20 protein-coding genes are annotated in these 26238 nt (G+C 46.6%); 10 read left to right on the forward strand and 10 right to left on the reverse strand.

From position 1 onward, the window contains the following. Positions 1-107: 107 nt before the first annotated feature. Positions 108-848, reverse strand: a complete 741-nt coding sequence (locus AZF00_RS08810) for a phosphatase PAP2 family protein (RefSeq protein WP_008250362.1) — start codon at positions 846-848, stop codon at positions 108-110. A 528-nt stretch (positions 849-1376) separates the two neighbouring features. Here AZF00_RS08810 and AZF00_RS08815 point away from each other — a divergent pair. After that, positions 1377-2048, forward strand: a complete 672-nt coding sequence (locus AZF00_RS08815; protein ID WP_008250359.1) for a response regulator transcription factor — start codon at positions 1377-1379, stop codon at positions 2046-2048. 105 nt (positions 2049-2153) lie between these two features. Next, positions 2154-3590: a histidine kinase dimerization/phospho-acceptor domain-containing protein gene (locus AZF00_RS08820; protein WP_008250358.1), complete on the forward strand. Its 1437-nt coding sequence runs from the start codon at positions 2154-2156 to the stop codon at positions 3588-3590. A gap of 2 nt (positions 3591-3592) precedes the next feature. Here the strand turns inward: AZF00_RS08820 and AZF00_RS08825 are convergent, their stop codons facing one another. From AZF00_RS08825 to AZF00_RS08835, 3 genes are read right to left on the reverse strand one after another with little or no spacing between them, the layout of a single operon-like run. Continuing rightward, positions 3593-3991 (reverse strand): diacylglycerol kinase, encoded by a 399-nt coding sequence (locus AZF00_RS08825; RefSeq protein ID WP_008250356.1) that lies wholly within the window; start codon positions 3989-3991, stop codon positions 3593-3595. Beyond that, the gene (locus AZF00_RS08830; RefSeq protein ID WP_082793663.1) at positions 3984-5468 is read right to left on the reverse strand and encodes a phosphoethanolamine transferase; all 1485 of its coding nucleotides are present in this window, start codon (positions 5466-5468) and stop codon (positions 3984-3986) included. The genes AZF00_RS08825 and AZF00_RS08830 overlap by 8 nt, the downstream gene beginning before the upstream one ends. Before the next feature lie 51 nt (positions 5469-5519). Further along, positions 5520-6545: an IS630 family transposase gene (locus tag AZF00_RS08835; protein WP_062383594.1), complete on the reverse strand. Its 1026-nt coding sequence runs from the start codon at positions 6543-6545 to the stop codon at positions 5520-5522. 571 nt (positions 6546-7116) lie between these two features. Between AZF00_RS08835 and AZF00_RS08845 the strand changes: the two genes are divergently transcribed. Next, complete coding sequence (locus AZF00_RS08845; protein ID WP_197465729.1) at positions 7117-7710, forward strand: hypothetical protein; 594 nt, start codon at positions 7117-7119, stop codon at positions 7708-7710. 53 nt (positions 7711-7763) lie between these two features. Further along, a complete protein-coding gene (locus AZF00_RS08850) occupies positions 7764-9989 on the forward strand; it encodes a DUF5916 domain-containing protein (protein ID WP_008250350.1) in 2226 nt (741 codons plus the stop codon). 231 nt (positions 9990-10220) lie between these two features. On the opposite strand, the gene AZF00_RS08855 is transcribed toward AZF00_RS08850, so the two are convergent. Both AZF00_RS08855 and dmeF read right to left on the reverse strand, forming a co-directional pair. Continuing rightward, positions 10221-10631 (reverse strand): YkvA family protein, encoded by a 411-nt coding sequence (locus tag AZF00_RS08855; protein WP_231856210.1) that lies wholly within the window; start codon positions 10629-10631, stop codon positions 10221-10223. Positions 10632-11202: 571 nt separating this feature from the next. After that, complete coding sequence (gene dmeF, locus AZF00_RS08860) at positions 11203-12138, reverse strand: CDF family Co(II)/Ni(II) efflux transporter DmeF (RefSeq protein WP_008250347.1); 936 nt, start codon at positions 12136-12138, stop codon at positions 11203-11205. Between the two features lie 73 nt (positions 12139-12211). Here dmeF and AZF00_RS08865 point away from each other — a divergent pair, with 73 nt between their 5' ends. From AZF00_RS08865 to AZF00_RS08890, 6 genes are all read left to right on the forward strand, one after another. After that, on the forward strand, positions 12212-12487 hold the full coding sequence (locus tag AZF00_RS08865; protein WP_008250346.1) for a metal/formaldehyde-sensitive transcriptional repressor: 276 nt from the start codon (positions 12212-12214) through the stop codon (positions 12485-12487). Positions 12488-13167: 680 nt separating this feature from the next. Beyond that, complete coding sequence (locus AZF00_RS08870; protein ID WP_008250345.1) at positions 13168-14586, forward strand: TolC family protein; 1419 nt, start codon at positions 13168-13170, stop codon at positions 14584-14586. After that, positions 14583-16610, forward strand: coding sequence for an efflux RND transporter periplasmic adaptor subunit (locus tag AZF00_RS08875; RefSeq protein WP_008250344.1), 2028 nt, complete (start codon positions 14583-14585; stop codon positions 16608-16610). The genes AZF00_RS08870 and AZF00_RS08875 overlap by 4 nt, the downstream gene beginning before the upstream one ends. Further along, complete coding sequence (locus AZF00_RS08880; RefSeq protein ID WP_008250343.1) at positions 16604-19789, forward strand: efflux RND transporter permease subunit; 3186 nt, start codon at positions 16604-16606, stop codon at positions 19787-19789. The genes AZF00_RS08875 and AZF00_RS08880 overlap by 7 nt, the downstream gene beginning before the upstream one ends. 300 nt (positions 19790-20089) lie before the next feature. Then, entirely contained in the window at positions 20090-20845 is a 756-nt protein-coding gene (locus tag AZF00_RS08885; protein ID WP_008250342.1) for a helix-turn-helix domain-containing protein, read from the forward strand. Between the two features lie 71 nt (positions 20846-20916). Further along, positions 20917-21774, forward strand: coding sequence for a sterol desaturase family protein (locus tag AZF00_RS08890; protein WP_008250340.1), 858 nt, complete (start codon positions 20917-20919; stop codon positions 21772-21774). Between the two features lie 130 nt (positions 21775-21904). On the opposite strand, the gene AZF00_RS08895 is transcribed toward AZF00_RS08890, so the two are convergent. The 4 genes from AZF00_RS08895 to AZF00_RS08910 all read right to left on the reverse strand — a co-directional run bounded on the left by AZF00_RS08895 (position 21905) and on the right by AZF00_RS08910 (position 26237). Beyond that, positions 21905-24079, reverse strand: a complete 2175-nt coding sequence (locus AZF00_RS08895; protein ID WP_197465730.1) for a TonB-dependent receptor family protein — start codon at positions 24077-24079, stop codon at positions 21905-21907. Between the two features lie 562 nt (positions 24080-24641). Beyond that, positions 24642-24989 carry a hypothetical protein gene (locus tag AZF00_RS08900; protein WP_008250336.1) on the reverse strand — a complete coding sequence of 116 codons (348 nt, stop codon included), beginning with the start codon at positions 24987-24989 and terminating at the stop codon, positions 24642-24644. A 10-nt stretch (positions 24990-24999) separates the two neighbouring features. Then, entirely contained in the window at positions 25000-25347 is a 348-nt protein-coding gene (locus AZF00_RS08905) for a DUF6488 family protein (RefSeq protein WP_008250334.1), read from the reverse strand. Between the two features lie 14 nt (positions 25348-25361). Continuing rightward, positions 25362-26237 (reverse strand): HupE/UreJ family protein, encoded by an 876-nt coding sequence (locus AZF00_RS08910; protein WP_231856199.1) that lies wholly within the window; start codon positions 26235-26237, stop codon positions 25362-25364. Between the last annotated feature and the right edge of the window lies 1 nt (position 26238).

Consider the following 26238-nt stretch of genomic DNA (forward strand, 5'->3'; position numbering starts at 1 on the left):
CAGAATATTCGCGTTAGGCCACAAGCTTCTCAGCTTCGCCAACTTCATGCCGGTAAGCTTCGAATATAGCCCGCAGTTAACGTGGGGACATCGTTCATTGCTCTCGCTTAATCTGTCGCGAAACTCGGTGCGTCGACCGATTCTGTTGATCGAGGTTGTTTTTGACGCTCGTATAACGAATGGGGGGTTACTATCAGCGCAATGCAATTCGCTACGAGCCAGCACAAAATCATAGATGTTAATGTGTGACTGAAGAAATGGTGACCTAGCAGCATTTTATACATACCCATCGTCCACCCCGCTAATAGCGCTACGGCCAACATTTGGCGGCGACGGCGTCGGGATTGAGGTAAAAAGTACAAAGCCAAAAGTGCAAAGCCACCGCTGGCGTGTCCTGCAGGAAAGCAACGTTGCTGCTTGGCCGGCTTTTTCCCGGCCGGGTAGCGTTCAAACAGTCGAATATATGGCGTGTCGCCACCGTATTGAGTGAGGTCATACGGGCAGGCAACATTAGTGGTGCCTTTTAATGATGACACTACTGAAGGGCCAAGTGGAAGTGTCAGCATTACGATTAGCAAACCGCTGTGGTATTTCTGAATTAGAGTGTGTTTTCGGAAAAACAATAAGCTGACCAGTAGAGAAAGCTCAAGAATTCCCAGTATTTTTTTAGGCGCGTCGTAGAGCAATATATGTCGCCAGGGATGGCCCTCGATGCTCAACGCCCAGCTTTGCCGGCTAAAATCATAAAAAAAACTCTGTACCCACAAATCCAAGTCGCTGAATTCAAAATACAGCGTGACAATAAAAAGAGCTAACAGAGAATATAGAATTTGTTTCGCCGGAGACATTATAAATTCCTTTGTCTTTTTCATGATTTACCGTCGCAACAATAGGTATATTAACGTCAGTGTTGGTAAGGTACTCTTTAAAGCCACGTAGTAAGGCTGAATGAAATGGATTATAGCGATTAAAGCTTAATATCTACTGAGGAATATTTAGAAGACTAAAAATCAATAGCACTCTCAAACTAACCTTCTAAATGAATTTATTGCCTGAGTCGAGATGAGCAATTTTGCACGTCGAGATAGTCAAGCTCAGGATTGAAAACCCGCGAAATCTCATTTAAATCAGCAGGCAAGCCCGCTCAAGCGTGCTACACCAGGCCCTAGCATGTTCAAGTGACCCTAAGAACATCGCAGCGACGCCTTAAGTAAATGTTAAGAATTGAACTATATAATGGTGTTTATCATATACCATCGCGCTAGGTATGCGCGCGAAAATCTGGGCGCATTGCCTAACAAGGGCCATCTGCAGTGCGGGAGCCAGAAAACATGAATTATGCTCTGCCACCAGCGAGAAAAGGAGATATGTAGTTCATGAAGCTACTGATAATTGAGGACTCCCCCCGCCTTTCTAAAACCCTCGAAACGGGTTTTACGAGCTTGGGGTTTGTTGTCGACTGCGCGCAAAATGGCAAAGATGGTCTCGCTTACGCCTTAACCGAAAGCTATGCCGCTATTATATTAGATTTAATGCTACCAGATATCGACGGTTTAACGATTCTTCGGGAAATACGCAAAAAATCAATATTCTGCAACATACTAATCCTCTCAGCCAAGGATAATATCGACGACAGAGTAGACGGTTTAAATGCCGGCGCGGACGATTACTTGTGCAAACCATTTTCGTTCAAGGAGCTTCATGCTCGAATCAATACCCTGATTCGGCGTAAAAGCAATGTAAAATCAGACACCATCTACTTACTTGACGGCCGAGTAGTACTCAACCTCGCCTTAAAATCGCTCAAGGTTGATGATATAGATATCAAGTTAACAAAGAACGAATTCTCAATTATAGAAATGTTATCGCTTAATCAAGGTCGAACAATTACTTACGATCAAATTGAGCAACAAACCCACGATAGTGCGACGTCAATCAGCCGAAACTCTATCGAAGTACATGTATCGGCCTTGCGCAAAAAACTCAAAGCTCAAAATGTTATTGACTTGGTCAAAACACAGCGCAGTTTTGGCTACTATATCGAATAGCCCGATCTAAAAAGCGGTCACATGGAAGATTTGGCCCTGGCTCGAAAAAGGTATACGATCTCAAGGTATGAAGATTAGCTATCTAACTTGCCCAAGTAGAAATTCATGTACTCCATAGAAAGGAAGATTGCAAATCGCTCCCTTCTCGTCATCATCACCATGATGCTGGTTGTTGCGCTAGTTATTGACCAAATTTTATCAAAATGGCTTATCCATGAGTTTGATAAGAGTTTAAGCACTAAATCAGGTGTACTCATTACCCTGGTTAAAGACTACGGAGATCATATCGATTTCGATTTTGCCGATGAATTTCTGCCCGAGTTCGAGCGCGACATTGACCCAGAGTACTTTCAACTTTGGAATCACGACGGTAGTACTTTTGAACGCTCAATAAAGCTTGGCAACAAAGATCTAAAGCTACTCCCCATAGACATTACCAAAAGCCAGTTAAAGAATGTTGTCTTGCCCGATGGCCGGCAAGGACGACAAATTCAAACTACCTTTATCCCCCAAATTCCAGATCACGACAAAAGAACAGAAAATAATCTCGCCAAACAAACGCCCATGACACTCAGCGCTAGCCGCGAAACAGAGTCACTTCATGAGCTGCAGATGCTGGTGAGAGTCGCCTTATTTATTAGCTGCCTCATCATTATCTTTTCGACGAATCTTCTCATACGGCGAATAATTCGCCGTGGTTTAAAGCCAATAAAAAAACTGAGTAAAGCCATTTCCGATGTGCGGTCACACAGTGAAACAGCAAAAATTGCGCTTAAAGAATGTCCAAATGAACTCATTCCCTTACAAAATGATTTCAATCATATGATAGCTCGCTTACACGGTGGTTTTGAGCGGGAAAAAGCATTTTCTTCGAATGTATCCCACGAGCTAAAGACGCCGATTTCAGAGCTGCGCCTGCTCGCTGAAGTCGCCTCAATGACCTTGGATGAAACCTCTTCAGCAAAGAATAAGGAATACTATAGTGACGCACTCGAAATCGCACTTCACATGCAGAAAATTACGGAAAACATGCTGTTATTGTCACGCTATGAGGGTGTTAGTACTACTCTGGAAGACGACATCAATTTAGGCCAATTAATATCAGGTTTAATTAGCTCATACTCAAAAAGTAATAACGCTAGCCTGGTAACTTGGGATATCGATATAGACCCGAATATCGTCATTAAAAGCAGCAGTACCGAATTCAATCTTATATTGCAAAATCTAGTACAGAATGCAGCAGAGTACGCGGTCAGCGAGAGCGCTATTTACTGTACTTGGGAATCGAACAGCAACATTGGCACCGGTAAGCTGACTATCAGTAACAAATCACACGACCTTGACCAAGATGACATTGCTAAAATGTTTGACCGGCTGTGGCGAAAAGACAAAGCCCGCTCACCCTCAAATCATTCTGGGCTGGGTATGTCGATAATAGCAACCCTCTGCTCATACCTAAAAATAACTGTGACAGCCCGTCTAGATGATCAGAACACGCTACACATATGCCTTGACAACATCATTATATCGAACCCAAATTAGCACTAAGCCCAATAGCGGCTAGTGATGACTCCTCCCCATACCAACACACATACTATGAGACTTAATGTTACCGCTGCAGACCCGGTGTCTTTAGCTAAGCCTGAGAGCTCGTGATAGTCTTTACCAATTCTATCGACTGTCGCTTCTACGGCGGTATTTAACAACTCGACAATTAGTACAAACAACACCGCGACAATTAATGCTACCGTCTCCAAGGGACCAAGGTCTAGTAGCACAGCAACTGGAATAAGAATTGCTGCCAGAATTACTTCTTGCCGAAAGGCGGCTTCATTTAGTAGGTTGTAGCGCATTCCCATATAGGAATTTTTACCCGCGTAAACAATACGTTTTAATCCAGTATAGGTTTTTATTTCCAAACTCTTCACCTCATTTTCAATCATGCTTGTAGCCTGCTTCGGACAGTTTCATTGCTTTATTCCCGGCCATGCAAGGCCCAACGATATCAAGGCTCCTATTCTTTTCCTTTGTCTCAATATCGAGCATCCCTAAAACAGTACTAAACACATTGTCATGGGAATAATTAGAGCTGGCGTTATTCTTTAGGCAGTCTCGGTCAATTCCGAATCGGCTGGTGTAGGCGTCACCAAGCCACATCAACATTGGCACTTTCGTTTGCTCTTCTGGCGCCATGAAATAGGGCGCGCCATGCAAGTACATACCGCTCTCCCCAAGGGACTCACCGTGGTCTGACACATAGATCATTGCGGTATCAAAGTCTTTTGAAAGCACCTGAAGGCGCTCAATCAGCTTAGAAACAAATAAATCGGTATAGGCTATTGAGTTATCATAGGCATTAACGATTTCTTCTCTCGTGCAATCCTGCAATTGATTCGTCCGACACTCAGGGAGATATTCCTTGCTACCTTCAGGTGAGCGTTTATAGTACGCGGGGCCATGGCTCCCAGACTGATGCAGCACAATTACTTTGTCGGTCAGCTGAGGTCTATCGAGTGCACCCAATAAGGCTTCGTCATAGCAATTATCACCATCGCAAAATTGGCCGCCAGAGACAACGTGGCTAAAGTCGATATTTGCACATACGCCTTTACAACCACTATTATTGTCGACCCAGGCCACGTCTAAAGGTAATTTTTTAAGCACATCGAGCAAGTTTTCGCTGTTCGCAGCATCCTCACGGGAGAATTTTTGTCGTGATAGGTTTGAGAAAATACATGGCAATGATACCGCTGTTGATGTTCCGCAAGAATCTACATCCGAGTAATAGATTATGTCCTTGTCTTTAAGATTCTTATTCGTGTCCCGATGGTAGCCAGAAAGCGAAAAGTTTTGTGCTCTTGCCGTTTCGCCCACCACCAGAACCATCAGTACTGGCTTAGGCTTTTTGCTCGACGCTACACCCCAAGCCGGCCCCAGCGCCACATCATCACCAAGAGTAGTGACCGCGCCATTATTAGAACCATTCGCTATCGCATCGCCAAGCACACGCAACGACCCATAAACGAAGTTACCGGGCACCACTAAGTATCGAATTTCTTTGTTATTACGCATAACCGAAGCAAATGTTTGCATACTGGGGAATATCATTGCGACGGCCAGAACAAGGCCGATCATAGGTAAGAGAACTTTCTTGATCGTCCCGCCTAAAGTGTTTTGAAAATCAATACATGTATAAAAAAGGAATATCGATGGCGCGATGCCAAGCATCGCAATATAAACGATAAACTTGTAACTCAATAGGTCCATCATTTCATTTGTATCAGTTGCGAAGACATTGACGATCATTTCGGCATCAATATAAATACCATATTGAGCTATATAGTAGGCTGACGCTGACGAACAAGTGAAAATTGCAGACATAAACACACGCGGATACGGAGCGAGGCTTGCTAAACTCATTACCAAATAGCTTATTGACACAACTATTAACCCGGCGGATTTTGGTATCTGTTATGCGGCATAACGAATTTTCTCGTGCTTAAAATATTTGCGGACACGATGTGGCTTCCGTTGCAGCATACGCATGTGCTTCGATACCTTCTGTTTGAGTTGCTCTTTATTGCGTGCGGGCTGCCCACTATGCACACCACCCTTGAGGTCACAATTCAAATACTCGTCAGGATTTAGTTCTGGCGAATAAGCTGGCAGATAAAATACCTGAATCATTTTTTTGTGCGCCTCTAACCATTCTTTTACCGGCTTGGCATGATGCACCCGCAGATTATCCAGAATCAAAAACACTTTGCGCTTCGCATCTTTGAGCAATCGCATCATGAAATCAATCAGTCTATCCGCATTCATGTTGCCTTCAAATATCTGGTATCTTACTTTGCCCTGATTGGTCACTGCTGAAATCATGTTGCACGATTCACGCTTGGCATTTAGACGAATCACTGGGGTCTTTCCTTTGGGCGCATAGCCCCGCTCATGCTGGCAGTCGTTACGCAGACCAGTCTCATCGCCCCAGTAAATCTCGGCATTTTGCTGCTTCGCTTGCACTTTTATCGCCGGATATTCTTCCTCTAGCCATGCTTTCACTTCCGGCGCGCGTTGTTCATACGCACGCTTTTGTGGCTTCTGCGGTGTCATGCCCCAGCGCTTTAGGTAATCGCCAACGGTGCGTACGGGTAGCGCCAGCCCATAGCAATTAAGGATCAGTTCGCGAACCGATTCCCGCGTCCACAACGCATAGGGCATTTTTAATTGATCCGGCGTTTTGTCGATCAGCACCGATTCAATATGCTGTTCCTGTTCAGCCGTTAACCGCCGCCCACTACCGGCTTTTCGCCCCGGCTTATCGTATCCTAGTTGATTCTTGTCGCGCTTTAACCAACGACCAATCGTATCCGCGTGAATGCCCACTATTTCGCCAATCTCGGCTCTCGTCATTCCGCGTTTCCGAAGTCGATGCGCCTGTCGACGTTTTTCTTCAAGAACTTCTAAGGATAATTTTCTTGCATCAATTTTTTCGTCCATTCGCGCATTATATCAGATACTTTTGATCGCCGGGTTAATAACGCAAAGAAGCCCAAGTAAACAGCAAGCGACGATACTGACAGCTCACCAACTTCCTGACTCAATCGCGTCCAGAGCGAGGCGTTGTATATCAATGCCAGAAAAATCGAAATTATAAAATTTACTTTATGGATGCTAACGGGATTTACATTGCGCGCATTAACGATACTTTTTACAAATGCGATCGGTGCTGCATAATTCGACATTGCTGATCTACCTACCAATTACTTTGGTGATAGATTAGCCATCAGCCCTTAAGATCAACTGAGGACGAGGCCATTATTTTATGATTTAACCTCTTTCTTTTCTTAAGTATTTATTAAGACTGACCCGCTATACTCTTTTCATTGCTCATTGAGAGATAGTATTTATGTTAATTCGTAGTAAACACCGGATGCTCGCGCCACTACTTACCTATGCCGCATTCTATCTATTGATGGGCTGCTCAAGTAGCTCAACTTCCTTTTATGATAACTTTCAAAATCAAAAAAATTCTGAACACCAAGGCACTTTTCAAAAAGTATCTATCTACATGGAACATAACGCCAGCGACAATGACACTGAAATCGTTATTTCGGCTAAAGGCAATGACATTGGCCTTAAAAACGTCTGGCTTCGAAATCCAGACGGCAAGGAGGTACTTAATATAAGTGCAGAGAATCAAGACCTAGGCCTCCGTGAAATCGACCTTGAGACCCCTGAACCAGAAAACGCAAAACGCATTACCGAACAATACCCCGAAGGCCTATACACGTTTATCGGCCAAACGGTTGATAATAAATGGCTAGTCTCCACCGCGACCCTGTCACACAGCCTACCTTCCCAAATGGCACTATCCGTAAACGCGAAGCCCTCCAGCAGCAATCCGTCGACGGCTCCGCTACCGAATCAGGAGATTATTGTCAGCTGGGCTTTAAAACCAAGGATCACGGCCTACTACCTTGAAGTCGAAAACAAGTCGAAATCCAATCGAATCCACCTTACCCTGCCAGCTTCAACGTCCAGCATTTCCATCCCACGCTATTGGTTTACAGGCAACGAGACCTACAGTTTCAATATTCAAGCTAGGAATCAGGACGGAAATGTAACGACTTCTGAAGTATCTCGCGATATTGCCATATTTTAAGGCCAAATTTGGCCAGTAGCAGCTACATATCTTTCGGTCAGGACACTACGTGCGTGCCAGTTTGTAAATCACTCAAGTCGATTCTAGTCTTTCTTTTAGCCGCTATACCGATCACCGGCTTTAGTAAAGACTGGGTCATTGACGGCATACTTGATGAAATTGAGTGGTCAACTGCATACAGCCAATCTGGCTTTTTACTTACTAGCCCTTATACTTTAGCGCCGGCAAATGAGCAGACTGTAGCAAAGCTCTATGCCGACAAAAGTGGCTTACATGTTGGATTTATTAATCAGCAACGCCGACCGAGCCCTAGCTTCATCTCATTAAAAGATGAAGCGTTGCGTACTGATTACAATGAGATCATTGTCGATTTCGACGGCTTGGGTGTACGCGCATTCGGATTTAGGGTTAGTCATGCCAACGATAGTCAGGACTCAGTCTGGAGCGATGAAAATCGGGAGGACACGGATTGGGACGGCAATTGGCAGCACGCAACCCACCAGGCGAACGGCCAATGGACAACCGAAATTCTTATCCCATGGTCAGTTGCAAGCAGTTATACACGCAACGTGGAGTCAATAAATGTCTATTTTTCCCGTTGGAATCAATCAGAGCAGAATCGGCAATCCTTCCCAGCTATCGATCGTGACAAACAGTCGTTCCTAAGCGACTTTACGAGTGTGCCACTCAGCCCGAGTGATAGCACAGCCACAGACCTGTACCCTTATTTTAGCGCCGCGAAAGATTTTGTTCGGGGCAACGATATATCAACAACATCTGGTGTCGATATCTTTTGGAAACCCAGCAATAGTATACAGCTCGACTTATCAATTAACCCCGATTTTGGCCAAGTCGAAAATGACGCCATCGCAGTGAACCTAACGGCAATTGAGACCTTTAACGAAGAGAAAAGACCTTTCTTTCGCCAAAATCATGATTTATTCGACTTGCAAGGCCCCGAATCATTACGCTTAATCCACACACCCAGAATTGGGGGAGCAATTGACGACAGCACTGCGACACCTGAGATTGCTGGGGCGGCGCGGTACACCCAACTCTTTCAAAACTATGATCTCGGTTTTATGTTCGCGACCGAAGAAGATGAAGATGCTGTAGATGGAAGAGACTTCTTCGCCGCACGCATTCGCCGCAAGGGTGACAATTTCCTGATTGGAGGCTTACTGAGCCATGTCTACCAACCATTCGAGAGTAGAGAAGCCACCGTCGCGGCGCTTGACCTAAGTACCAAGCTAAGCGAGCAACTACGGGTAAGTTCACAACTCATCCATTCCTCAATAGAACGCGATGGCACCCCACGCCGGGAAGATATTGGTACCTGGCTGTCAGTTGAGCACGAAATCAACGATCACTGGGAGCATGAGCTGACCGTATTCCACTATGGCCGCGACCTCGAACTAAACGACTTCGGTTACGTTACGCGGGTTAATCGCGAACAACTTGAATACAGCAATGAGTACCAGATAAATGAGCTAAGCAATCCACTTGTAGAATTCATTGTCATCGAGACAGAGTTGGAATACCGCACAACGGAGGACAATCAGCACCTACCAACACAAATTGGCGGTTTACTCGAGTTCAACTCAAGCCATTCAGGCATGCTTTTTCTAGGCGCTGAATACAATACCAGCGGTGTAGACGACCTCATAAACCCCGATGGCTATTCACCAAGATTGAGCCGATTTTATGAGCTGAGTGCCGGCTATATTGATGAAACTCAGGATCGATTGCACTACGAATTAAGCGTAACCAGTGGCAAGACGGGGCTATGGGGGGCTTTTCACCAAATCGATTTTTCCCCCGAAATCAGAATATCGGAAACATTCAACATCGGCGCGTCAGCGACTTATAAGAAGAGTGATAGCTGGCTAATACTGCTCGATACAAATTATCTAGGCGATTACACCAGCCGTGAACTTGAATTGGGGTTGAATTTCACACTCCAATCCGGCCCCCACGAACTGCGCTGGAAAACAGAAGCCATCTCTATCAATGCGGTGAACAACAATACGTACATCGTCGGCGAAACCGGCCAACTGGCCGTGGATGGACGTGACAAAGACTTATTTATCAGCGAATTCGCTACCCAAATTCGCTATCGATACGACCTTGGCAATCAATCAGAAATTTACATTGTGTATGCGCGCGGTGGCGAAGCTGAAGAGGACGAGCTGCGTCCAGCGTCGATTCGTAGTTTCAACTCAGCGATTAGCAAGGAGAACGCGGAACGACTACTATTCAAGATTAAACTGCACTACTGAATGGCATTTAGGGGCGAGATGCATGGCCGGTCAAACTGTTATCCAATAGCCGAATAAAGCGAGAGCCCACATAGCTTCCAAGGCAGATCAGATTACATGATTTCATGAGTAATAACATGGCGGTGGCTTAATTTAGCTTACTGGCAATTAAGGCGCCAGTCACCCCATCAAAACTACACCAGCCTCGCACACAATCCCCCCGAGTAAAACGTACTACATTTAAGTCGTTCCTTAAGCGTTGTAGGATAGTAGCAGCCAGCGCATGAAAAAATACGCCGTAATGACCCAGATAACGATACAAAACGCGGCGGCGCCATAACTCACCGGCTTATTCGCCGATTGTGCCGCTTTTAATTGAGCAGCTTCCATTACTTTAGGTGGCGTAAATCGGATAACAAGGGCCAAGCCAAGGGGAACAATAATAAGATCATCTAAATACCCTATAACGGGGATAAAGTCAGGAATCAGATCTATCGGACTAAGTGCATACGCCGCCACGATGATGGCAAGTAACCTGACGAAAACAGGCATATTGGGGTCGCGTGCAGCAAAATAAACTGTCAGTGTATGTATCTTCAATTTCTGTGCATGTGCTTTTAGTGACTTAATATTCATAACACGGAACAATTTGCCAATCGACACTGGCAATATAGCAGCTCCAGGTAAAACAAGCCCACTACGAGCACAAGCGTCAGCACTAATAGCGAATTAGTATCCACCACAATAACTTTTATCGTAATTAAAACCTTCGTGCTATGCTTCGTCAAGATTACTTTTCACCACATATAACTAATGCCAAAATCACGACAAGTCAAACGCATAAAAAAGGTGAAAAAACGCCGCTTGGTTATCGAATATTGGCCGGGAAAGCCGATGCGACGCTATTATCCTCAACTGCAAACACGCGCTCTGATATGGCATGGACTCGTTACCAGCCAATTGCCCGCAGGTATAGTTGACGAGTTCACTTTCTCACCTGATAGGCCAATGTTTCTCGATGAGTTTCTTCAAGTTATTCGAGAGGAATTTTCTAAAATTGTTGCTGATGATGCAGTTAACTGCGGAATTCGAGTTTACACCAAAAATTAGAAGGCCAGGTGGCAACAGCGTTATTTAATGCTTACGTTAACCATTAAATATCCGTGCTGGCACGTCAAGCACGTGTAACCACGCACCCAAACTCAATGCAGGACATATCCATAGGGCATACTTGCTAGGTATCACCCAATACAGCCGGCACCCTAGCTTCCACCTCTATCGTAATATGGGATAAGTTCGGGATAAGTGCTCGAATATTTTCTTTTATCTTCGCTACGGAGCTACTTTTGCCCGCTGTGACAGATAAAATTACTGCGTTGTGGTGTTCCGCAATTGTCCAAATATGGAGGTCATTAACAACTAGACCATTATCACATTCAAGCTGGCGCTTAATTTCTGTTGGATTAACCCCTGTTACATTGCGGTCTAATAACACTCTTCCAGTGTCACCGAGAAGAACATAGGCCCAACGAGCAATAATAATGGAGCCGACAATCCCTATTACCGCATCCATCCACAACCAGTTCAAGTAGCGCCCCGCTAGCAAGGCAAAAATCGCTAATATGGAAGTCAGTGCATCTGCTAATACGTGATAATACGCAGCCTTTAGATTGTGATCGTGATGATGACTTTCCAGATCGTGCTCATGGCCGTCATGAAGGATTAGCACTGATATTATATTGACTACTAAACCAACTATTGCGACCGTTATCGCACTGAGATAGTGGATGGATTGCGGGTTAATAAGGCGCTCAATAGATTCAACTGCCATGTACAGCGCTACCATTGCCAATGCAATTGCACTAGCGAAACCACCTAGATAGTTTACTTTTCCTGTGCCAAAACTAAAGCTATCATCATTTCGATGCTTTCGAGCATAACTATAGGTAAACATGGCTAATGCGAACGCGGCCGCGTGTGTTCCCATATGCCAGCCGTCGGCTAGCAACCCCATTGACCCTGACCAAGTGCCAACGACAATTTCTGCGACCATAGTAATTAGCGTTAGCCAAAACACCGCAAGTACTTTTCGCTCGTTATGAGCGGAGTTCCCGACAAAATCATGAGCATGTTTGCTATGAAAGGATTTTTTCACTGTATTAAGGCTCATTGGATTAGGCTACTTGATTAATGAGAGAATAATTATGATACTATACCCCAGTATAGTAAAAGGTCAACATGGCATGTCTCACACAATTCAGAACCAGAAAAAAATACTAACCCGCATACGGCGAATCAAAGGCCAAGTTGAAGGACTTGAACGGCTGCTACTCTCAGAGCATGAATGCAATAAAGTATTGCAACAAATCGCAGCTATCCGCGGAGCGACCAATGGGCTAATGATGGACGTTTTGGAAGGCCATATGCGAGAGCATCTAGGTGCCGACGACATTCCTCCGGCACAGCGACAACAAGAGCTAGTGGACGTTATGGCAATCCTAAAAAGTTATCTAAAATGACAAGAGATTAAACAAAAGTTGGGATTATCCACAACCAGCAAGCGACGGCCACGGCCACTTACATGCGATCTCTCCAGATTTCTGGGTAGCTATAGAAAAGCACTGCAATGCTTTAATTCTCTCATTGCAGGTCAATTTACAGAGTTTAAAATCAGTTCCCCCACTTTTGTTAAATGCCTTGCTAAAATGAGCACCTTGCACCTAAAGCAAGGAAAGATTAAAATCGGCACATGAAAAAGCGCCTCACCTACATACTTATCCTTTCGCTGATGTTGTTTACCACATCGGGCTGGGGCAGCGTATTGCAGGCGGCCTATTGTGATCCAACAACGGCCGTTGCGGCTGAGCACATGACGCCGAACATGCAAACCACTGATATGCAGGGTGATTGCGATACACCAGCAAACTGCTGTTGTGTGGATAGCAACAATAGTTGTGAAAACATCGATTGTGGCATTGGCGGACTAACGGCAAGTTTTCTACCACCCCTCCCTATCCCAGCACTAGAGAAAATACCGGCGTCCCCGACATTCTCCCTCCCGCTTCCGCCCAATCCAGCGTTTCAACGCTTACTGCACAGACCCCCAAAATTTTCATAATTTACTAATAAGCACCGGTTAACGGTGCGCGGTTTGGCCTATTTATAGCGCCATTCAACAGGTATTTTATGAGGATTGATTATGTTCGCCCAATTTTGGTGGTGTATCGCCGCCCTGTCCCGACGTTTTATTGTTGCGGTCGTCGCAGCGTTGTCCCTGATTTTTGCCCCAGCGCTGTATGCTGCGGAATACACCCACTCGGTAACGCTGTCATCGTCATCGGGGGCCGCAATGTCTGCCCAGGCGCTCGTTGACGAAGCGCTGCGTGCCAACCCTGGAATAACTGCCCTTGAAGCCGCTATTCGGGGGGCTGAAGCACGAATCGTTCAGTCTACTGCCTTGCCCGACCCACAACTGTTTACTGCGGTTGCCCCCGACACCATCGGCGGTTACAACTCGCCGAACGGGCGCGGCAGCAATGTTCGAGTGGAATTAACGCAAACGCTTCCATGGCCGGGAAAGCTTCGTTTACGCGGCGACGCGGCGACTAAAACAGCGGAGGCGGAGCGTGGTAATCTCGCGCTGCGGCGGCTAGAGCTACGTACAGTGGCGCTCAGCTACTATGCGCAGTGGAACTACATTCATCAGGCTATTACCATCAATGAGCACAATAGCACCTTAGTTGATGAACTTCGTCGCGTGGCAGAAGCTCGCTACGCCGCGGGGATAACCAATCAACCAGACGTGCTGCTCGCAGAGGTAGAACTTCAGCATATTCGCCACCGAAGCGTTCAATTGCGACGGCAAATGGCGACCCTGCGTGCGCAAATAAACACCTTGCTCAATCGCAGTACAACCGCAGACATTGCGCTTTCAAACGCTCTCCCCCCGCCAACGGCAATCCCTGATTTCGATACGCTACGGCTTATCGCCCTGAGTCAGCACCCCGGTCTAACAGCTGCCGAGCAACGAATAGCAGCGAGTCGCGATAGGGAACAACTTGCTGACAAAGATTTCTATCCGGATTTTAAATTATTCACTGGCTATAACACCCTTTGGGATGAAACGGCCAAACGCTGGGTAGTCGGTATTGGTATTAACTTACCACTAGGGCGGGATAAATATCGCGCCGCTAGGGATGAGTCCCGGGCGAACACCGTTGGCTGGCAATCTGAATTAGATGAGCTGCGCTCACAGGTGCTAGGGGATTTAGAAGAAGCCCGTGTCCTCGTCAACGAATCACTGCATACCATAGCCCTATATGAACACGATTTATTGCCGAGAACAGCCGAGAGTCTAAGTGCGGCGCGCGCTGCTTATGGTGCAGGGGGCGGCCGTTTTAGTGAATTGATAAGCGCCGAGCAAGTTCATCTCGATGCCGAATTGAGCTTACAGCGCGCTCGCGCTGATTACCAAATTGCTAAAGCCGCACTTGAGAACGCGCTCGGCGGGCCGTTGGCCTTGCCAAAGAATAGCCAGCAGCACGCCAACATGGCGACGAGGCAAAATAGCGCTACCGCAAATATCAAAACATATATCACCTCGGAGCACGCACAATGAAACAGCGATTGCTTGTCAGCATCATTATTATTTTGGTCGTGGCTTTAAGTTATTTTAGCTATGTTTATCGTTCATCTACCGATGCCTTCACTCAGCAAATGAATGACGCAAAAGAATATCGCACGGACGATTATCACATCGCCATTGCATTCAAGGATGACCTCCCCGCAGTGGGCAACAACACTGCCATTTTGCGATTGAGGGACACCAAGGGAAACCCTATTCCCGAGGCAACAATTCGCGGGCAGGCAGAAATGGCCGCAATGGGCAGCATGCCATCAATGCGGGCTCCCGTGGTATTTAATGAGGTTTCTCCCGGCCTTTACACAGCTGAATTCGACCTCGCTATGCGCGGTGAATGGCCATTAAAATTACAGATCAGCAAAGACAATAAGTCAGCCGATCTCAGTTTTGATATGGCGACGGGACGGTCAGGCCTCACAATCAGTAGCGGCGGAGTATCAATGGCCGGTGAAATGCCCGTCAACGACAACCAAGCCACATTCCCCTCTACGTCAGGTGTCGACCTTAGTTTAAATAAGCAAGGTTTCTATACCGTTGGAAAATACCTTATCAAAGTGGCGTTATTAGAAAATGCCAAACTCCGCCAAGGTGATAATCCGCTGATAATTACTGTGCAGGACAGGCAGAATAATACGCTGAACAATCTCGATGTTCGCCTGCTAGTCAAATCAGCACTTGAGCAGTCGATGACAAACCCCGGTACCGAGGGCACTCCAGCGCAAGACAATGCCGCCCTTGTGACATTGCTGCCAAGTACGGATGGTCGTTACCACGGCACTATTGTCCTGCCACAAGCAGGGGATTACGACTTTGCTATCGACGTATCCAGTGAATTACTGGGCCACGGCGATTTAATTCTGACCGGCCAAACTGGCAGCAGCGAATTACATGCTGCAACAGCAACACCTGCGGGAATTTCGCATTACACCTGTTCAATGCACACCTCAGTTCGCGCGGCCGCCCCGGGATCTTGCCCTATCTGCGGCATGGATTTAGTGCCGGTCAGCAAACAACAAACCCAGTCTGGAGTCATTAGTATTGATGCTCGCAGAAGACAATTAATCGGCGTAAAAACGGCGACAGCAGAATATCGAGAGCTCAGTAAATCGATCACGGCGGTGGGACGTATTGCCTACGACCAGCACAGTGCTAGCGAAATAAATTTGAAATTCGATACCTGGATTGGTGAGTTAAAAGCCGATTTTATTGGTGCCCGTGTCGAGCGTGGCCAAGTATTGTTCACGGTTTACAGCCCCGAACTGCTATCAGCACAACAAGAGTATTTAGAAACTCGAGGTCGATTAGCAAGTCGTGGATCAGACGACAGCTTGCTAAAGGCTGCTCGCTCCCGCCTAAGTCTATGGGATATTTCCAGTGCTGACATACGCGCACTAGAACAGCGCGGTAGACCAATCGAGTTTCTGCCAATTTACGCCGAAAAAAGTGGTGTCGTGGTGAACAAATCCATTGTAAGTGGCAGCTATGCAAAAGCGGGCAGTACGCTGCTGCAATTGGCTGATCTCTCGACTGTTTGGGTTGAGGCGGAGGTCTATGAGGCGGATTTACCGTTACTGGAAAAGGGAATGTCCGCTACCGTTAGTATGCAAAACCTCAGTGATCGAGAATACAGCGCTAAGATTGATTACATTTATCCGAGCGTCAACCCCCTCACCCGCACCACCCGCATTCGATTGATTCTCGATAACAGCGATGGCGAGCTAAGGCCTGACATGTACGCTCAGGTTCACTTCAGCAGGAAATTAGGCAAGCGCCTTTGGGTGCCAGACGAAGCCGTCATGATTGCGGGAGAAACCCGTGTTGTCTTTGTGGATTTAGGAAGCGAGGGGAAAATAAAACCCGTCTTAGTCAACACTGGCCAGAGAACAAAAGGCTGGATAGAAATTACAGAGGGCTTATCCGGCGGTGAACAGGTAATCACGTCTGGTAATTTCTTAATTGCCGCTGAAGCTAAACTGAAAACGGGGATTGCGCAATGGTAAATTCTCAAAACAATCATCCGCAGGGCTTTCTTGCGTCGCTAATTAGTTTTTGTGCCCGTAACTGGCTACTCACAATACTACTGTGTGTGGGAGCATCACTCTGGGGTTGGCGATCGCTCATGGCCACCCCTCTTGACGCCATTCCCGATATGTCAGACGCCCAAGTCATTGTTTTTACCGACTGGCCGGGGCGCAGTCCCGATTTAGTGGAAGATCAAATCACTTACCCGTTAAGCACTACCCTGCTCGCAGCACCTGAAGTGAAATTTGTGCGCGGCCAAAGCTTTATGGGCTTATCGTTTGTCTATGTCATCTTTGAAGATGGCACCGATATTTATTGGGCGCGTTCGCGCGTATTGGAATACCTCAATAGCGCCAGTGCAGATTTGCCTGATGGCGTTACCCCGACCTTAGGGCCGGATGCGACCGGTGTTGGTTGGGTCTATCAATATGCTCTTAGTGACAAAACGGGGAACACTAGCCTCTCGGAATTGCGCAGTCTGCAAGACTTCAATTTACGCTATGCGCTGGAGGCGGTACAAGGTGTTGCGGAAGTGGCATCCGTTGGCGGCTACGAAAAAGAATATCAGGTTAATATCGATCCTGATCGTTTGGCCGCCTATAACATTCCGCTACAAAACGTCGCCGCTGCACTACGACGCTCAAATAATGATGTGGGTGGCAGAGTTCTGGAGATATCAGGCCATGAGCATTTTATTCGTGGTAGAGGCTACATCACCTCAACGGCAGATCTAGAAAGCGTCGTTCTTCGCACTACCGGCGATGGTATTCCTGTAAAGGTGTCAGACATTGCGACCGTGTCACTAGGGCCCGCACTGCAGCGCGGCAGTGCCGAGCTTAATGGCGAAGGCTTAGCCGTCGGCGGCATCGTGGTCATGCGCTTTGGCGAAAATGCCTTAGACGTCATAAATCGAGTTAAAGCTCGCTTGGAGGAGGTTAAGGCATCCTTACCTAAGGGAGTTGAAATTATCCCCGTGTATGACCGCTCCGGCCTGATTGAACGGTCTATCGACACCTTAAGCCGAACGTTGAGTGAAGAGATCCTCATCGTCTCGCTCGTTATTATTGTGTTTTTGCTGCATCTGCGCTCGGCGCTAGTCGCCATTATCACCCTACCCATCGCCATATTATTAGCGTTTATTCCTATGTATTACCAAGGATTAACTGCCAATATTATGTCGCTAGGCGGAATTGCGGTTGCCATTGGCGCGATGGTCGATGCGGCGATCGCCATTGTAGAAAACATACACCGCCGTCTCGCACTGTGGCGTGAGCAGACTGATAATTCACAGAGCCGGACAGACGTCATCATTGCCGCGATGCAAGAAGTGGGGCCATCTATATTCTTCGCATTACTAATTATTGCCGTCTCATTTTTGCCGGTGTTTGCCCTTGAAGGCAGTGAAGGACGGCTTTTCAAACCCTTGGCCTACACCAAAACCTACTCCATGTTTTTTGCTGCCCTGCTGTCTGTCACACTCATACCCGCGCTCGCGGTTTTACTTATTCGCGGGCGTATTCGCGGCGAGCACAGCTGGTTAAATCGCAGTTTGATTGCGCTATATGCGCCCGTGGTGCGCTGGGTGGTAAATAGTCGCTGGCTGGTGGTGGGTGTCAGCGTTCTCGTGCTGCTTTCTGCGATCATCCCCTTCCGTGGACTTGGTAGTGAATTTATGCCGCCATTGAATGAGGGTAGTATTTTGTATATGCCCACAGCCCTACCCGGCATGTCGATTAGTGAAGCTCAAAAGACGCTCCACACAATGAACCGAGAACTAATGACATTCCCGGAAGTAAAAACGGTGTTTGGCAAAATTGGTCGCTCAACAAGTGCTACTGACTCCGCGCCACTATCGATGATTGAAACCAATATTACCCTCAAGCCGAAAAGCGAATGGCGCGAAGGAATGGACTGGGATAGCTTAATCGCCGAGATGGATCAAAAGTTACGCTTCCCCGGCATGCCCAATATTTGGTGGATGCCCATTCAGACGCGCACACAAATGCTCGCTACAGGGATTCGCTCAGCATTGGGCATAAAAGTGTTTGGGCCGGATCTCGCGACGATTGAAAGCACCGCGACCGCGATCGAGCGTGCACTTCAAAGTGATAGTCGTACCACTGACTTTACGCGAAGCGCATTTGCCGAGCGCACCACGGGTGGTTACTTCTTAGATTTTGATATTGACCGAGACGCTGCGTCGAGGTACGGATTGAATGTTGCGGATATTCAAGATGTTATTGAGATGGCCATCGGAGGTAAAGTAGTCTCCCAGACAGTTGAAGGACGTGAGCGATACAATATTTTAATGCGTTATAACCGTGACTATCGCGACTCGATAGCTGCTTTAGAGCGTACTTACGTCACTACCAGCCATGGTAGCCAAATCCCAATAAGCCAAGTCGCGACGTTACAGTATCGCAAAGGCCCACCAATGATTCGCAATGAAGACGGTCAGTTAGTCGGCTTTGTTTTTGTCGACGTTGCCGACAATATCGGCATTCCGGACTACGTCGCGCTAGCCAAAAAAGTGGTTGATGAAAAAGTCGACATCCCCACTGGCTATCGCCTCGCCTGGGCTGGCCAGTTCGAAAATTACGAGCGTGCAAAATCGCGTCTAGAAATTCTCGTACCGATGACCCTAGGGCTGATTTTTATGATGCTGTACTTTCATCGAAAATCGCTAATCGAAACGCTTATTGTCATGCTCGCGCTGCCTTTTTCTCTGGTTGGTAGCTTGTGGTTTTTGTGGATGCTGGAATACAAGATATCAGTCGCCGTGGCCGTAGGCATGATAGCCGTGGCCGGTTTAGCGGTTGAGCTTGGTCTACTGATGATGCTGTATTTAGATATATCATGGCGACAACGTCGTGATGACGGGCAGCTCAACACCTTTAATGACCTTACTGAGGCAGTAGTCGACGGTGCAGCCAAGCGGCTACGCCCCAAATTAATGACCGGGCTCGCATTACTCATGGGCTTAGTGCCAATCATGCTCAGTAATGGCAGTGGCGCTGATCTAATGAAACGGGTCGCCGCGCCGATGGTGGGCGGGGTTGCGACCTCACTCATTATGGTCTTAGTGGTTTTTCCTGCGTTGTTCGTGATCTGGAAGGAAGCGTCTAAAAGAGGTGGGCCCACTATCGAATCCCCATAAAATTACTGTTTAACGCTGGCCGGGTAGTTAAGGCTACTCGGCATTATTATAAGTTCACAGCAAGTCACCCTCCGAAATATCGTATCACAATGGAACCTGAGTGAATTTCAATTTAAAGTCGGCCACTCTAATTGAATGGGGTGGGAAATATTAAGGTTTGCTGATGCATTAGAAATGTTCTGGAAAAGGCGCATGCTAGCGGTTATATGAATTTAGCGATTTACGCTGACCCTCAACGATTTTATTAAAGATACCGGATCGAAATATTGGGGCAACGATAGGCACTGAGGACTCGAAAAAATGCATCAAAATCAATTTTTATCACAGCCTTGGTTAGGGTCAGTGGCCATAACTGCAGGCATGGGGGTATTTCTTGGCGCCTCGGGCGACAACAAACCTCACCGACATTGGGCTCATCAAATCGCTATTGGCCTAGAAGAACCAATAGCGCTGCTATCTGACAAAACACGATATTTCGAACGCGGGCTATGGATACCTGCAGGTACCGCTCATCAACTAGAAACTGCACATGTATTATGCATCTATATCGACCCAACACATGATTTTTGTAAAACCCTATTACCGCAGATAGCAATAGAGGAATGGTCTATATCCTTGTTGAATGAAGAAATTTCATCCGAGTATGTAACGCGCTTTGCCAAAGTAAAAAACCTCCAAGCAGCGTTGATTAGCTTCGACAAACAATGTCGCTGTCAATTCAGTGACACTCCAGACGAGCGATTGAATATCATTTTGGCAGCACTTAAAGATGATATTAGTAGCGGTAACAATACGACGCAGAAAACCTTATCGAGCTTGGTAGATCTCTCACCCAGCAGATTCTCACATTGGTTTACAGAGCAAACAGGCATGCCATTACGCAGTTACAGGAAGTGGCTTAAACTGCTGGTCGGATTTGAACTATCGCGGCAGATGCCTCTTACCGATGCAGCATTTTTATCTGGCTTTTCTGATCAGGCCCACTTCTGCCGAGCTGTTACGCAGGCATTTGGCGTAAGCGCTACAACTATTAAGCAACTGCTGCTACCAAAATAGCTTTTTCGTTCAATGCGCCACCATTGAAAAATGACAAACTAAGCACTCTGTAGCTCTGGAAGATTTTGCATATGAAAAGCAAATTGGAAATGTTTGTCAAAGTCCTCTACTTGCCTTTCTTTCTGATCGTAGGAAATGGCATCGCTATTTATATGGCGGAGCAAGATTATTCGAAATTTGCCTTGGCGGCATGGGTCGGCTTACTCATCGCAGTGTCGCTCTTAATTGAACAATGGATGCCATTCAGCCCCGAATTCAACAAGCTTCAAGCAGACTCTGGGCGTGATGTTATTCATGCCTTAGTCAATGAATCACTGAGTATTGTCGGCGTATTAAGTGTGCCAATCATTGCTAGTTTTATCCCATTTAATTCAATTTGGCCCTCCTACGCACCGCTGTGGTTGCAAGTGCTGTTGGCGGTGATCATCGCTGATATAGGCATTACACTGGCACATTACGCCAGTCATAGGTACAGCGCGCTGTGGCAGCTACATGCAGTACATCATAGTGTGAAACGTATGTATGGGTTTAACGGTCTTATGAAACACCCCTTGCATCAAACCATTGAAACCCTTGCAGGTACTGCCCCGCTACTCTTGATGGGCGCTCCACAAGAAGTCTTACTGCTGCTGGTTGTTGCGGTGGTTATCCAGCTGTTACTGCAACATTCCAATGTTGCCTATTTCGCAGGGCCGCTCAGATCTGTTCTAGCTATCAATCAAGTTCATCGCTTCCACCACCTGAATACGGCAAAAGAAGGCGATGTCAACTTTGGTCTATTCACAACATTAACGGATCATCTCTTAGGCACTGCGTACTATGACAAAGAGAGGGTTATCCGTTCAGAAGATCTGGGCATCGGAACCGCGCCGGATTATCCTGTAGCTTATATTCCACAAATGCTAGCACCGTTCAAGCGCCGTCACTGAACCGCCGTCCCGCAGCAATTATCTCACGGCATTGCTAAATATATAGCCACTAACCCTTATTACAGTACCAAGCATCTGCGGACTTTTCAGATGCAGGGTATTACTCGGGAGTTATTATCGGAGGCCAATATTAAAAATCGTACTGGATGCCAACTAGTGTGGTGCGCGGTCGATTTGGACGGGCGCCGTCAGGATTACGTGAGACTATTCGCTGCTGGTCAAAGATGTTTTCAGTTTTCAGAAATACTTCAACATCTTGCGAGAGTTGGTAACGGCTGATGAAGTCCATCACGAATAGTTCTTCAGTCTCTTCATAAGAGTCACCAGTCCGATTACAGCCAGCAACAGAACACATTTCATCAATGTATTTGGCTACGATGTAATTATTCCAACCACTTTGGTGCTCGAAGCCCGCACGCAAACTAAAAACCCGGCCAGGAACATCTTTTCGCTTGTCACCTGATTCAAAGCCAGAAACGGCGTTGTCTTTGGTGATTTCGGCCTTGGTGTAGGTGAATGCAGCGTCCAGTGGAATCTGAAAAGCACCGATTGCAGCCTCTGCGCTTACTTGTAGTTCAAGACCTGACACCGCCGACTCGCCAAGGGCGAAAGAACCAGAAGTATCACCATTACTGCATGGCGCAGCCACTGAGCAGTTTTCAGTGGTATCGGTAATGTCACTGTAAAATGCTATTGTTTCGACAAATATATGGTCGTTATTAAAGCGAACACCCGCCTCCCAGTTTTTACTTTCCTCCGGATCTTGCGATACTTTGGCACCACCACCTAGCGGCGAAAAACCCTTGTGAACACCGGCTAGCAATTGTATTTGGTCGTTCACGTCGAAGCTAAATGATACCCCGGGCAACCAAATAGCCGTGTCGTTTTGGCGATTTTTATCAGTGGCAAACGTGGTGCGAGCGGTATCAGAATATTCTAGCCTGCTACTTTCAATATCTTCATATCGCAGGGCCAAATTAATATTTAACGCGTCGCTTACTTGCCAGGAATCGGTTAACCAAAAACTAAGGGCGTCGGCTTCTTCCTCGCGGTTGTTACTACCCGAAACCTGTCCAGTATCACTGCTGCGAGATTGGAATACTAAGTCACCGTTTGATTCTTGCTTGTAGGTGTCTACTACTTGAAAACGATCCATTTCGTCGTTGTGACGCCTTAACCCTACAGCGAACTGATGAGCGCCCGCTTCGATATCAAAATTAAGCTGAACACCTTCCGAAATATACTTCCGATTGTTGTTCTTATAGCTCAGACCATCTTTTTCTGCGTTACCATCTAATATGGCTTGCTCAAGCGCTCCGCCCTCATTAGCAGCTCGAACGATATCTCCGCCACCACTTAACTTAAACCAATTCCTAGCAAAGTCATTTCTATATGCCGTTGCGGTGGACGTCACCGTATCAGACCAATTAAAAACGTGACTGACGTTGAGCGATTGATGATCATTATCCATTTCATCAATACTGCTTAAGCCATACCGTCGATTGGGGTCTTCATTGAAGTCCTTATCACTTAGTCCAAGATAGGTCTCGTTGGAAATTTCATTCGAAGATTGTAATTTCAACAAGACACTCTGACGCTCACCGCTCCAACCGAGCTTAAACACATAATCAGAAATATCATATCCTGGGTTCTGACTGCTGCGGTCGACATCCTTAAAGCCCACTCCATTACGCTCAACGGTTTCGATCAAAAAGCGCCAATCGCCTGTCTGGCCACCAAAATAAGCATGTATATCTGAAGAACCGCGTTGATCGGCGGTGACTAACACTGATCCACTCATTTCCTCAGGGATCGGTGTAGACAACATATTTACAATACCCCCAGTCGTTTGAGGCCCGTGACGTAACAAGGGGGCGCCCTTCAGTACTTCAAACAGCGACATACGAAGCGCCGTTGGGAAATAATAGGCTTCTGGGTTTGAATACGGCGCAGGCGCAATTAGCACACCGTCTTCCATCAAGGTAATTTTACCACTGCGCTCACTGGTCGCACCGCGAATACCAATATTTGGACGGAGACCTAAGCCGTCTTCTTCAAGGATATAAATACCGGGAACAGTTTTAAGTGCTTGGTTAATATCTGTGGTGACTTCTGTTTGCAGCTGTTCTGAGCTTATAACAGCACCTGAGCCAGGTAGACTTCGCGCTCCTTCAACACTGCCAATGACAAGCATTTTTTCGATACTAGCGATATCTGCGAATGCCGGAACTACGGGCGACAACACGATACACGTATACAATAGCGACTTCTTCACACCCAACCCCATTCTGTTAATGTTATTCATTTACGAATCGTAATGATAATGATTATCATAATGAGGGTCAATAAGGGGCGCGAGCTTGTGCATCTTTATCTCGGCGAATACAGCGAAACAGGCACTTATGATGAATTTGATCGCAATTGAGAATTAAGCGACTTTGAGCGGCTAAACGAGAATGAGAATGGAGCCGCTATGCGCTTAGAATGGAGTTTCTAGGGTGCAGCCTTTTAGTCATTGCGCCAAATTGGACTTCCTAGGGTTTGCTAGACACCAAGTAACGTTAGAATCTAGTTCTTCGAAAGCTCCTGCGTCACCAGACTGTGTGAAAACTATTTTCAAGTCATAATTTAGACAAGGATTGATGTGAATATGTGTCTTACATCAAAATCTGACCAAGTTTTCTAGCCAATCGTATACACATTTCACGTAGGATCGCGTGATTAATTTCGTTATAGGAGTTTTCACACAGCCTCTCACAATAGCGGAAATTTAGTGACAACACTGTGCCGGCCCTTCTTGCATAGTGAGGGAGGGAGGCTGACTTCTTAACTGAAATTGGTTATGAGTTTGATAGAAAATTTGAAAATCACCCAATGGCAATCATTATCGCGCGGTGTACAAAGTAACCCACAACCAGCAACAGCAAACCCGATATATAACTTTGCCAAAAGCCAAGATGAAGCCGATCAGCCAGTAAAAAAGGCAGAAAGAATAAATAAGAAATCGGCACGCCAAAAAGAATACTTTTGGCAAAGGTAATACTGGCTTGTGGATCTTTGTGTTCGATGTAGGAAAAAAATAAAGCCAAAATGGAAACCAATGGTAATGCGACTATAAATCCCGCCAACACTGGCTTCTTATCCGATAGCCACGACGCATAACCAATAACCGCTGCGGCAAGAAGCAGCTTTGCGGCAAATATATAGGCTGTCATAGGCTCACCTTTAGTTCACGACTTCAAACTTACCGCTGATGTTCGCATCAAATACTTCACCTTCAGCTGACATCAGAATATAAAGCGTGCGCTCATCGCTGGGATTTACAAGCTTAACAATATAGTAGCCATCGCCACTCTGAAAAATTGTTGCTGCCTCATTACTGATACTTGCCCAGCTCGCGGGTACTTTGCCAAAGCCAAGCTGCGGGTCGATATTGGCAAAACCCTGAACAATTTGAGTTGCTATGGCTAAGGCTTTTTTTTCGGTAATTGGCGCATGGCCACCTCCATGCGCCAATAGATTTGAGCTTATAAATAAACTTGCTAGCAAACATAAAGTAATTCGGTATTTCATGTTTTCACCTTTATTTAGTGGCTGTGGTAAGCGCCATCGCCGTGTTCATGGGGTGCTTCGTCCTGCAGTGAAGGCTGAGGGGTTATTATGCGCCGAGGATAGCGATCGAGGATATTTGATTTCGCTTCAGCAGCCATATCTTCATGTATATGTGAGTGATCATCGGTATTAATCGGGAAATTATCGGCAAGCTCCGTGTGCTGGTAGCCATGTAATTGATGCAAGAATAGCAAGCCACCAACGATGACCAGCAATGTATTGGCCATAACGCTAAAGCGCTTGAATGAGGCAGTTTTGCGCCACCCTACTAACAGTGCCAGCATTACGGTGAGTGCCGCGATCTGACCGACTTCGACACCGACATTGAAAGCCAGTATTTTCATAACGATACTGCCCTCACCCATGGGCAACTGTTGCAGTCGAGTCGACAAACCAAAACCGTGAATCAAGCCAAAGCCAAACACCATCCACATTAGGCTAGGTGACGCTACGCCGAGATAACGTTTGAAGCCATCGAGATTCTCGAAGCCCTTGTAGCAGACGGTTAGCGCGATAACAGCATCAATCAGGAAGTAATTTGCCTGCACGAAATAAAGCGTGGCAAAGACCAGCGTAATCGAGTGGCCCACAGTGAACGCCGTAATGAATTTCACAATATCGCTAAAGCGGCTGAGAAAGAAAACAACGCCAAACAGAAAGAGCAAATGGTCATAGCCGGTGAGCATATGTCCCGCACCCAACAGAACATAATCTGGTAACCCCGCTTCTATCGCGCGCTGTTTATCTGTCTCAGACATGCCGTGGGCGAGCACATTTATACTACTGAACATCAACATCGCTATTGCAGCAATGAGGGCGTAACAACGACCTGCAAACATTGTTTTCTTCACA

It is taken from the genome of Zhongshania aliphaticivorans (genome assembly GCF_001586255.1).
In the GTDB taxonomy this organism is placed as follows: Bacteria; Pseudomonadota; Gammaproteobacteria; order Pseudomonadales; family Spongiibacteraceae; genus Spongiibacter; species Spongiibacter aliphaticivorans.

Excerpts from the sequence above, each read along its gene's own strand:
- AZF00_RS08810 (WP_008250362.1), bottom strand. The coding sequence starts at position 848 with ATGTCTCCGGCGAAACAAATTCTATATTCTCTGTTAGCTCTTTTTATT.
- AZF00_RS08815 (WP_008250359.1), top strand. The coding sequence starts at position 1,377 with ATGAAGCTACTGATAATTGAGGACTCCCCCCGCCTTTCTAAAACCCTC.
- AZF00_RS08820 (WP_008250358.1), top strand. The coding sequence starts at position 2,154 with ATGTACTCCATAGAAAGGAAGATTGCAAATCGCTCCCTTCTCGTCATC.
- AZF00_RS08825 (WP_008250356.1), bottom strand. The coding sequence starts at position 3,991 with ATGATTGAAAATGAGGTGAAGAGTTTGGAAATAAAAACCTATACTGGA.
- AZF00_RS08830 (WP_082793663.1), bottom strand. The coding sequence starts at position 5,468 with ATGAGTTTAGCAAGCCTCGCTCCGTATCCGCGTGTGTTTATGTCTGCA.
- AZF00_RS08835 (WP_062383594.1), bottom strand. The coding sequence starts at position 6,545 with ATGGACGAAAAAATTGATGCAAGAAAATTATCCTTAGAAGTTCTTGAA.
- AZF00_RS08845 (WP_197465729.1), top strand. The coding sequence starts at position 7,117 with ATGGAACATAACGCCAGCGACAATGACACTGAAATCGTTATTTCGGCT.
- dmeF (WP_008250347.1), bottom strand. The coding sequence starts at position 12,138 with ATGAGCCTTAATACAGTGAAAAAATCCTTTCATAGCAAACATGCTCAT.
- AZF00_RS08865 (WP_008250346.1), top strand. The coding sequence starts at position 12,212 with ATGTCTCACACAATTCAGAACCAGAAAAAAATACTAACCCGCATACGG.
- AZF00_RS08870 (WP_008250345.1), top strand. The coding sequence starts at position 13,168 with ATGTTCGCCCAATTTTGGTGGTGTATCGCCGCCCTGTCCCGACGTTTT.
- AZF00_RS08875 (WP_008250344.1), top strand. The coding sequence starts at position 14,583 with ATGAAACAGCGATTGCTTGTCAGCATCATTATTATTTTGGTCGTGGCT.
- AZF00_RS08880 (WP_008250343.1), top strand. The coding sequence starts at position 16,604 with ATGGTAAATTCTCAAAACAATCATCCGCAGGGCTTTCTTGCGTCGCTA.
- AZF00_RS08885 (WP_008250342.1), top strand. The coding sequence starts at position 20,090 with ATGCATCAAAATCAATTTTTATCACAGCCTTGGTTAGGGTCAGTGGCC.
- AZF00_RS08890 (WP_008250340.1), top strand. The coding sequence starts at position 20,917 with ATGAAAAGCAAATTGGAAATGTTTGTCAAAGTCCTCTACTTGCCTTTC.
- AZF00_RS08895 (WP_197465730.1), bottom strand. The coding sequence starts at position 24,079 with ATGAATAACATTAACAGAATGGGGTTGGGTGTGAAGAAGTCGCTATTG.
- AZF00_RS08900 (WP_008250336.1), bottom strand. The coding sequence starts at position 24,989 with ATGACAGCCTATATATTTGCCGCAAAGCTGCTTCTTGCCGCAGCGGTT.
- AZF00_RS08905 (WP_008250334.1), bottom strand. The coding sequence starts at position 25,347 with ATGAAATACCGAATTACTTTATGTTTGCTAGCAAGTTTATTTATAAGC.